This is a genomic window from Ideonella azotifigens, assembly GCF_006519715.1.
Taxonomy (GTDB): Bacteria; Pseudomonadota; Gammaproteobacteria; order Burkholderiales; family Burkholderiaceae_C; genus Ideonella; species Ideonella azotifigens.
On sequence record NZ_VIDT01000183.1, the window covers coordinates 1 to 8753 of the forward strand.

The 8753-nt window shown below is 65.4% G+C and carries 12 protein-coding genes; 6 read left to right on the forward strand and 6 right to left on the reverse strand.

Going from position 1 to position 8753, the window contains the following annotated elements:
- The coding region (locus FKP22_RS13105; RefSeq protein WP_141287932.1) for a LysR family transcriptional regulator substrate-binding protein at positions 1 to 294 on the forward strand (294 nt) is incomplete at its 5' end.
- 33 nt (positions 295 to 327) lie between these two features.
- Complete coding sequence (locus FKP22_RS13110) at positions 328 to 1059, forward strand: GNAT family N-acetyltransferase (RefSeq protein ID WP_141287933.1); 732 nt, start codon at positions 328 to 330, stop codon at positions 1057 to 1059.
- Positions 1060 to 1669: 610 nt separating this feature from the next.
- On the opposite strand, the gene FKP22_RS13115 is transcribed toward FKP22_RS13110, so the two are convergent.
- The 5 genes from FKP22_RS13115 to aqpZ all read right to left on the reverse strand — a co-directional run bounded on the left by FKP22_RS13115 (position 1670) and on the right by aqpZ (position 5058).
- Positions 1670 to 2023 (reverse strand): hypothetical protein, encoded by a 354-nt coding sequence (locus FKP22_RS13115; protein WP_141287934.1) that lies wholly within the window; start codon positions 2021 to 2023, stop codon positions 1670 to 1672.
- A gap of 10 nt (positions 2024 to 2033) precedes the next feature.
- The gene (locus tag FKP22_RS13120; RefSeq protein WP_141287935.1) at positions 2034 to 2837 is read right to left on the reverse strand and encodes a DUF4349 domain-containing protein; all 804 of its coding nucleotides are present in this window, start codon (positions 2835 to 2837) and stop codon (positions 2034 to 2036) included.
- Positions 2838 to 2935: 98 nt separating this feature from the next.
- Positions 2936 to 3607 (reverse strand): hypothetical protein, encoded by a 672-nt coding sequence (locus tag FKP22_RS13125; RefSeq protein WP_141287936.1) that lies wholly within the window; start codon positions 3605 to 3607, stop codon positions 2936 to 2938.
- A 166-nt stretch (positions 3608 to 3773) separates the two neighbouring features.
- Positions 3774 to 4250, reverse strand: a complete 477-nt coding sequence (locus FKP22_RS13130; protein ID WP_141287937.1) for a CAP domain-containing protein — start codon at positions 4248 to 4250, stop codon at positions 3774 to 3776.
- Between the two features lie 124 nt (positions 4251 to 4374).
- A complete protein-coding gene (gene aqpZ / locus FKP22_RS13135; RefSeq protein WP_141287938.1) occupies positions 4375 to 5058 on the reverse strand; it encodes an aquaporin Z in 684 nt (227 codons plus the stop codon).
- 111 nt (positions 5059 to 5169) lie between these two features.
- Here aqpZ and FKP22_RS13140 point away from each other — a divergent pair, with 111 nt between their 5' ends.
- The gene (locus FKP22_RS13140; RefSeq protein ID WP_170200882.1) at positions 5170 to 5451 is read left to right on the forward strand and encodes an AbrB/MazE/SpoVT family DNA-binding domain-containing protein; all 282 of its coding nucleotides are present in this window, start codon (positions 5170 to 5172) and stop codon (positions 5449 to 5451) included.
- Between the two features lie 16 nt (positions 5452 to 5467).
- On the opposite strand, the gene FKP22_RS13145 is transcribed toward FKP22_RS13140, so the two are convergent.
- Positions 5468 to 6010 (reverse strand): CAP domain-containing protein, encoded by a 543-nt coding sequence (locus FKP22_RS13145; protein WP_170200883.1) that lies wholly within the window; start codon positions 6008 to 6010, stop codon positions 5468 to 5470.
- A 299-nt stretch (positions 6011 to 6309) separates the two neighbouring features.
- Here FKP22_RS13145 and FKP22_RS13150 point away from each other — a divergent pair, with 299 nt between their 5' ends.
- The 3 genes from FKP22_RS13150 to FKP22_RS13160 all read left to right on the forward strand — a co-directional run bounded on the left by FKP22_RS13150 (position 6310) and on the right by FKP22_RS13160 (position 8611).
- On the forward strand, positions 6310 to 7566 hold the full coding sequence (locus tag FKP22_RS13150; protein WP_231010139.1) for a catalase family protein: 1257 nt from the start codon (positions 6310 to 6312) through the stop codon (positions 7564 to 7566).
- An 87-nt stretch (positions 7567 to 7653) separates the two neighbouring features.
- Entirely contained in the window at positions 7654 to 8052 is a 399-nt protein-coding gene (locus tag FKP22_RS13155) for a COG4315 family predicted lipoprotein (protein WP_170200884.1), read from the forward strand.
- A 22-nt stretch (positions 8053 to 8074) separates the two neighbouring features.
- On the forward strand, positions 8075 to 8611 hold the full coding sequence (locus FKP22_RS13160; RefSeq protein ID WP_141287941.1) for an RNA polymerase sigma factor: 537 nt from the start codon (positions 8075 to 8077) through the stop codon (positions 8609 to 8611).
- Positions 8612 to 8753: the final 142 nt, after the last annotated feature.

Consider the following 8753-nt stretch of genomic DNA (forward strand, 5'->3'; position numbering starts at 1 on the left):
AAGGCCGGCGGCCACGACCCGCGCCTGGTGCACTCGGCCAACCGCTGGGAAGCTGGCAGCCACATGGCGGCCGTGCGCCTGGTCGAAGCCGGTCTGGGCTGGGCCTTCCTGCCCCGCTCCATGCTGCCGCCCGCCGGCCAGGGCGAACTGGTCGAACTGGCCTTCGACAACATGAGCAACCAGGTCTCGCTGTGGGTGGACGTGGTGTGGCACCGTGAGCGCCCGCTGAGCAGCGTGGCACAGCGTTACCTGGCGCTGCTGCGGGAAGGTCTGCGGAGCGAGCCGCCCCTATGATGCGACGCTTCTGTCGCTTCACCGGTCCGCCTGATGTCGCCGCTGCACGCCCTCGAAACCGCCGCCTTCGCCGCCTGGCCGAGTCTCGAACACGAGGACCTCTTCGGCTGGCATTTGCGATACGCCCAGGGCTATACCAAGCGCGCCAACTCGGCGAACGCGACAGCGGCGGCGCAAGACCTCTCGCGCGCGCAGATCGAAGCCATCGAGGCGCGATTCACGGCACGCGGCCTGCGCCCCATCTTCCGCCTCACGTCCTTCGCAGGGCCCGAAGGCCTGGACGACGAACTCGCTGCCCGCGGCTACCAGCATGTCGACACCTCGCTGGTCATGCACCGCCCCCTGAGCAGCGCAGACGCCACCGCACCCCAACCCGCCACCACGAACGCCGCCCCCTGGCTGGAAGCCTTCCAGTCCGTCTCCGGCAAGCTCGGCCCCGAGCAGGCCATTCACCTGCAGATGCTGCAAACCATCCAGCACCCCAGCGCGTTCGCGTTGCTCGAACGGAACGGCCGCCCGGCCGCCTGCGGCCTCGGTGTGCTGGTCGATGGCCAGCTGGGCTTGTTCGACATCGCCACAGACGCCACACTGCGCCGCCGAGGCCTGGCCAGCGAACTCTGCAACTCGTTGTTGGCGTGGGGGCGGGCGCAAGGTGCTCAGAGTGCGTACCTGCAGGTCACGGGCACGAATGCCGGGGCAATCAAGTTGTATGAGGTGTTGGGGTTTGGCGAGGTGTATCGGTATTGGTATCGGGTGAAGGAGTAATGGATCAAGAATCGACAGGATGGGTCACCGTGCAGACTTTGGCGGCAAGGCTTGCCGACTGTCATGAAGCCTAACCAAGAGAATCTGCCAGCCCGGTTTCGGGCACTGGTGCGCGCCTTCAAAAGGCCGGTGACCGTCTTTGCTTGTCCGGCGGTTCCTCTCCGGCAATCATCGCGGATCACTGGGTCGGTGGTTCACCCAGCCGACGGGACTTATGTCATTGGTTTGGCCTCGCGCGGCTGCTTGCCAACAGTCGCTTCCACGTACGATCTCGGCGCTCGCATCAGCATCGTGTTGCGCGGCGCAGAAAGGACGCTTGAGTTGTCCTGTGTTCCAGAGCCGGTCCCATATTTCTCAGGAGGACGGTCAGGCCTTCTCCTGGCGCGATACGAAGTTCCCAGCGAGGTTGATCGCGTGACCGAATTTGAGCTTCGGGTGGTCATTCCGGCGCGCAACGAGTCGTATGCTCAAAACGATGGGAGTGGTTCGTGTGTTCCGATCCAGGCCTTTAGCCTTGGCGATACCTTGCAGCTCAAGGGCGTTAGCCCTCGATTGCAAGACCAAGCCCTTATCTTATGCGGCCTCGAAAGCTTTCACAGTTCCAATTGGATCAATGAGAGAGCCGCAACTGGCTCTTGACGGCGACCACTTTGGTTTCCGTCAACCTCGCCTCAATGGTGCCTTCGTAGCCGGGCTCGAAATAGCAATCGACGACGAGTTTAGGATTCCCGATCTGGGCTATTTCGACGTGGGACTCGCCTGTCGGCGCCAGCGTCATCGACTTTGATTCGCCAGGCAACAAATCACCCACGGGGTACGCCTTGCCTGTGACCTGGACGACGACTCCGGCCATCACGCTGTCCCCGGCGTTGCGAACGGTAAAGGTCACGCCGCCTTTGGCGCAGGCGGTTGCAAGCGCTGATACCAGCATTGCTGTCAACAGTCGGTGTTGGTTGCTGGTCATCGCCGTACCTTCAGGCCCTCGCCTTTGCACGACGTTGGCGGCGCCATAGCTTCGTGCCGATCCACCCAAACAGCGCCAGCAGCAGCGACCACGGCACGAGGTAGGCGACGCCGGTGATCGCGCCGGAAATACCTTGTGAAAGGTTGGATGTGAAATCAGCAAGCGCTGTGTTGACCGGCGCCAGGAACGCGCGGTTTTCGGTGGCGGAGATGGACACGTTGAGAATTTCCGTGTCGATCCTTTGCATGAGGTTGGCCTGCTGAGCCTTGATGGCTTCAAAGTCGCTTTGCACTTGAGCCAATTCCTTGGTGAGCTTGATCAATGCGTCTACATCAGCGCTCGGGCGTGACAGCAGTGCTTCCAGCTTCGCCCGGTATTCCGTCAACATGGCCACCTTTCGGGCCGTGTCTTCCACCGGCGCCGTCAGATCTTCCGCGCTGGAGGTTTGACTGGTGACGGCACCTTGGGCGCCAAAGGTGGCCATGAGCTTCTGGATACCAGCGGGTCTGGCGCGAAACTTGAGCGAGGCGAAGGGTCGTCGTCCTGCCGTCAGTTCCGACTCCAGCACCACACAAGCCTCGGATGTCGCCTCCCGGCAGGCCGCCTGGCCCGCCTCATACACCGAGGCGATTTGCGGCTCCGTGACGTCCACGGTGATGGCGTGCTGGACCGCAAGATGGCGATTTGGCGCTGCCTTTGCCGATGTGCCGGACCGCTCGAAACTCATCCGAGAAGCAACCTGCGAAGACTCGTTGTTTCTCGAACATCCGGTGAGGCAGATCAGCAGCAGGGCGACGAGGAAAGGATGGCGCATGGAATCCCTGAAGTGACGGATGTGGGGCTGGCGCAGCAGGAACTGCGGCGCCAGCGGGATGTCACCGCCGCAGGCATGTGAGTCAGGTACTCGCTGAATCAGTTCGACTCAGCACGCACACCCAGCACCTTGAAGGCCGAGGCGCGGCCCACGTCGGGGAACCAGACACCGTCCCTGGCGTATGCGATGGGCGTTGGCGACGCGGTGACGGTCGCGTTCCATGCGATGTCCGCGTCGGGCGTCTTCTTCTTGGTCGACATCACCACCCAATACTGCGTTCCCGCAGACAACAGGACGCCCTTGCCCAGGTCGCCAGAGACGCGCTCGCAGCAAAGCCCGAATTGAGGGATGTCAGAGATGTCGAATTTCTTCAGCACGGCGCCTGGCAGACCGTTCTCGTCAGCTCGCAGGCTTACCACCGCAATGTCGGGACCGTAGGTGTAGCCCGCAGCGAGCTTGATGCGCTTCGCGATGCCGTCAAAGCGCGGGGTGAACGGCATGCCGATGTCGTAAGCCACCCCATCGAAAACAGCTGGACCCGCGACGGACCAGCCAGTGCAGCAGTCGTAGACGGCTGCTGCGTCCTTGCTGAAGTTGCTGTACAGCGTCGACAAGCCCGTGTCGGGCTCTGCCGCCGTGACCAAAGTCTCGGTGGCCTTGAATGCAGCGGTGTTGCTTGGTGCGGCAGCGGCCTGCGGATGCGCTGCGAAGACACTGCTCGCGATGAGCGTAGACGCTGCCGCACCCAGGATCGAAAGTGATCGGTTCATGGTTCCCTCCAGTGATTTGACTGACGTTGTTTGCCGCGGGTGTTGGATGGGTTGTCTTACGGTCAAACGAAGCGAATTCTCCGACGACCGGTTGAACGCGCCGATCGTCGTTCTAGGGGGTGCTCATCGGCGTGCATCGTCGCCGAGCGGGCGACTTCACCGAATGTTATTCATGCACATCAACTCCACCGCCATGAACCCGAATTTCTTGTGCGGGTCCGAAGCCGAAGCCCACGGACTTGTAGTCGTCCTTGAACAGGTTTTCACGGTGGCCGCGGGTGGGCACGCCGTCGTCCACCACGAATTGGATGACGACGTCGCGCGGCGTGGGCATGCCGTAGCTGATGTTTTCACCGCAGTAGGCGGTGCCGGACAGGTGGCGGGTGGCGCGGTCCGAAGGGCTGGCACCGTTTGCGCTGTAGTGGCCGGTGGCGCCCTCGGGGCCTTGTTCGGCCACATGGCCTTGCGCGGCGTTGGACAGGCAGTTCGACAGCACAAGTGGCTTGACCGGCTGTTCCATCACCCGGCTGAGCGCGTCGCCGGCAAGAGAGGCTGCGGCGGCGGGGCCCAGCGTCGCCAGAATCTGGTTGAGCATGCCCGCCTGCTCGTAGCCGCTGGAGTTGCCGAACAGTTGTCCGACCATCTGGCCGATGTCCGGTGTTTGGTCGGAACGGAAGGCACTGGTTCGGCGAGTCGTTGGTGATGCTGCTGCGCTGCCGGGCGGCTCTTGAAAAGCCAGGCGTGAAGCTTCTGGTCTGAGGGGGCGCTCAGCGCTTGCCGATGACGCGGTAGACCCCTGCGCCGATCAGGGCGCCAGCGATCGGGGCGAGCCAGAAGGCCCACAGCTGTTCGACTGCCCAACCGCCGACGAAGAGCGCCACGCCGGTGCTGCGCGCGGGGTTGACCGAGGTGTTGGTCACCGGGATGCTGATCAGGTGGATCAGGGTCAGGCACAGGCCGATGGCGATGGGTGCGAATCCCTTGGGTGCGCGCTCGTCGGTGGCGCCGAGGATGACGATCAGGAACAGGGCCGTCATGACCACTTCGCACACCAGCGCGGCGAACAGGGAGTAACCCCCTGGCGAGTGCTCGCCGAACCCGTTGGATGCGAAGCCGCCAGCGACGTCAAAGCCGGCCTTGCCGGACGCGATGAGGAACAGCACGCCGCCTGCGGCCACGGCGCCCAGCACCTGGGCCACGATGTAAGGCACCAGCTCGCGCGCCGAGAATCGGCCGCCCGCCCACAGCCCGATGGAGACGGCCGGATTCAGGTGGCAACCGCTGATGTGGCCGATCGCATAGGCCATGGTCAACACCGTCAAACCGAAGGCCAGCGACACCCCCAAGAGCCCAATGCCCACCCCTGGAAACGCGGCAGCCAGCACCGCACTTCCACAACCGCCCAGCACCAGCCAGAACGTGCCCACAAACTCTGCGGCGTACTTTTGCATATCGACCTCCTCAATGAATTTCACGGATGACTTGCCGCAACCCGAATGGGCAGCAAGGGTGCGGTTTGTAACTGCAGGCCGCCTGCGTTTGGTGGCTCAAAAAGCAGTTGCGTGACCCATCGCACGATCACCGTCACCCATTGGAAGCAAGCCAACAAGACCGTGAACCAGTTCACGAGCTGGCGCCGCCCTCCGCCCACTGCGTGCGTCGCATCGAGGCGTCTTCCGGCTGGGTGGATTTGGCGGCATGCGGGATCCAAGGGTCAGGTGGTGCTGCCGGCAGACATGCGTCGCCGGCTCGGGCTCAATCCTGGTGCGCGTCTGGAAGTGACGGAGGAAGCCGACGGTCTCCGGCTGCGTGTGCAGCGCGCCGTGCCGCAGGGCGCTGTCTGAGGGAACTGGCCCTCCTCTACCGAATGGCATTCATGCACATCAATTCCACCGCCATGAACCCGAATTTCTTGTGCGGGCCGAAGCCGAAGCCCACGGACTTGTAGTCGTCCTTGAACAGGTTTTCACGGTGGCCACGGGTGGGCACGCCGTCGTCCACCACGAATTGGATGACGACGTCGCGCGGTGTGGGCATGCCGTAGCTGATGTTTTCACCGCAGTAAGCGGTGCCGGACAGGTGGCGGGTGGCGCGGTCCGAAGGGCTGGCACCGTTTGCGCTGTAGTGGCCGGTGGCGCCCTCGGGGCCTTGTTCGGCCACGTGGCCTTGCGCGGCGTTGGACAGGCAGTTCGACAGCACCAGTGGCTTGACCGGCTGTGCCTTCCTGAGGAACGCGATGGTTTCCGCCACGGCGGCGCGGCCTTCCACGCTGGCGTAGGACACGCCCTCCGATTTGTAGAAGCCTTGCGCGTCCATGTTGCGGAGCCGCTCCTCGACGAATTTGGCGTATTCCCTCGGGTTGGTGCGCAGGAGGTTCACCTCTTCGAGCAGCGGCTGGGCCATGGGGCCGGGCTTTCCTCTTTCTGCACAGCTGACTGTGATGTCCTGGGCTTGGGCTGGGGCGGTGACGGTGGCACAGCAGGTGAGTGCCGCGGTGGCCAGGAGCCGGGGATGGAGGCGCATGTGATCAGCTGGGGGACTTCGGGTGTGGGTGCGGGGCGATTGTCGATTCCCCCGGCGCCGGGCGGGTGTTGCTGTTCGAGAAGGATGTAAGGGACCTTGGCGTGATCGCGGCGCCGTCCTACGTCCGGCCTTTTGGCGGAAGACTAGGCTGGCGCAGTTTCACTGCCGAGGAGCCGCGCATGACTTTGCCTGCCGCTGCGCACGCCACACACGATTCGACGCTGGATGACCCCAAGCTGCCGGATCCGTTCACGCTGCAACCGTTGCGTTACCAGCCCTCGTTCGAGTTCCTGGAAGAAGACGAGGAGAGGACCGGCGAGGCGCTGGTCGCGGCGATGCGCGGCATCAGCGAGAAGGTGCTGAAGGATGAAGGCCACGCGTACCGCTCGGTGCATGCCAAGAGCCACGGGCTGCTGCTGGGGGAAATGGAAGTCCTGGACAAGCTGCCGCCGGCCTATGCACAGGGCGTGTTCTCACAGCCGGGGCGCTATCCGGCGGTGATGCGGCTGTCGACCATTCCGGGCGACCTGCTGCATGACGCAGTGTCCACGCCGCGTGGCTTCGCGCTGAAGCTGGTGGGTGTGCCGGGGGACCGGGTGCCGGGCTCGGAGGGCGACACGACGCAGGATTTCCTGATGGTCGACAGCCCGAACTTCAGCGCCAAGAGCGCGCGCCAGTTCCTGCGCAGCGTGAAGCTGGTGGCCGCCACGACCGACAGGCTGCCCAGCCTGAAGCAGGCGCTCTCGGTGGTGTTGCGCGGGCTGGAGCGCTGGGCCGAGAAGGCCGACACCGAGCTCAACTCGCTCAAGGCGCTGGGCGCGCACCCGCCCACGCACCCGCTGGGTGACCGCTACTACGGCCAGCTGCCGGTGCTGTGGGGCCCTTACATGGCCAAGTTCTGCCTGGTGCCGGTGGACGATTCGCTGCTCGCGCTGCGCCAGCACCCGGTCGACCTGGACGCCCACCATGACGCGCTGAGGCTGGCGGTGGAGGCGCATTTCGCCCGCGAGGGCGGCGCGTGGGAGCTGCGCGTGCAGCTGTGCACCGACCTGGCCCGCATGCCGCTGGAAGATCCGTCCGAGCCGTGGTCCGAGGTGCTGAGCCCGTATGTGCCGGTGGCCATGCTGCGCGCCGGGCCTCAGCCGGGCTGGAGCCGGGAACTGTCGGTGGCGATCGATGATGGCATGTCCTTCAGCCCCTGGCATGCGCTGGCCGCGCACCGGCCGCTGGGCGCCATCATGCGCATCCGCCAGGCGGCCTACCGCATGGCCGCCGAATTCCGCGCGGCGCACAACCCCACGCCTGTCGTCGAGCCGCGTTCGCTCGCGGCGCTGAAAGCCGTGCTCGGCGAAGCCGGCCAGCAGGCCTGGCCGGGCGAAGGCATGGCGTTGCGTGGCGCCGAGCCGCCGGGAAATTTTTCGCGGCCGGTGGAATAAACCCCGCGCCGGGCCCGTCTGCGTCAAAGTGAGCGGCTGCCGCGCCATGGGGGCGGGGCGGTTCACTCACCGATGGGAGACATTCTGATGACGCAGATTCGCATGCAGACCACTTGGCGCCTGGTGTTCACGACCGGGCTGATGAGCAGCCTGATGGCGTTGGCCGGCCTGGCCCAGGCGGCCGCACCGGCTTTCAGCAAGGGCGCGCTGGTCGGCCCGAACGGCATGACGCTCTACACCTTCGACAAGGACACCGCCGGCAGCGGCAAGAGCGTCTGCAACGGCCCTTGCGCCAAGCTCTGGCCGCCGCTGGTGGCCGCAGCAGGCGACATGCCCAGCGGCGACTACACGCTGGTGACGCGCGACGACGGCGCAAAGCAATGGGCCTTCAAGGGCAAGCCGCTGTACTACTACGAGGCCGACAAGGCCGCCGGCGAGCGCAGCGGCGACAAGTTCAAGGACGTCTGGCACATCATTCCGGAATGATCCTGGACGGCCGCGCCCGCACGTGCAGCACGACGACCCGCAGCAACTGCTGACCTGGCTGCCGCGCCTGCGCCGCTATGCGCGGGCGCTGGCCGGCAACCGTGACGATGCCGACGACCTGGTGCAGGACACGCTGGAGCGTGCCTGGGCCAAGGCCGGGCTGTGGCGCGGCGTGGCCGACATGCGGGCCTGGCTGTTCAGCCTGATGCACCACCTGCACGTGGACGGCCACCGCCGCGGCCGGTTGAACATCGTGGCACTGGCCGAAGGCGAGGCGCTGCCGGAGCAGGCCGAGCCAGCGCGTCAAACCGAAGGCCTGGCATTGCGGGACCTGGCAAGCGCGCTGGCCCAGTTGCCGGCCGAGCAGCGCGAAGTGCTGCTGCTGGTGGCGCTGGAAGACATGGCCTATGCGGACGTGGCGCAGGCACTGGGCCTGCCGATGGGCACGGTGATGTCGCGCCTGTCGCGGGGCCGCGAGCGGCTGCGGCAGCTGATGAACGAACCGGTGCTGTCCGCGGCTGCTGTCGCGGGTCGGCCCACTTTGAAGGTCGTCAAATGAGGCCCGAAGACGCGGACACGCCGGTCACCGAAGCCGAGCTGCACGCCTGGCTGGACGGCCAGCTGCCGGCCGCACGCCAGCAGGAGATCGAGGCCTACCTCGCCTCACGCCCGGAAGAAGCTGCGCGCCTGGCGGACTACCG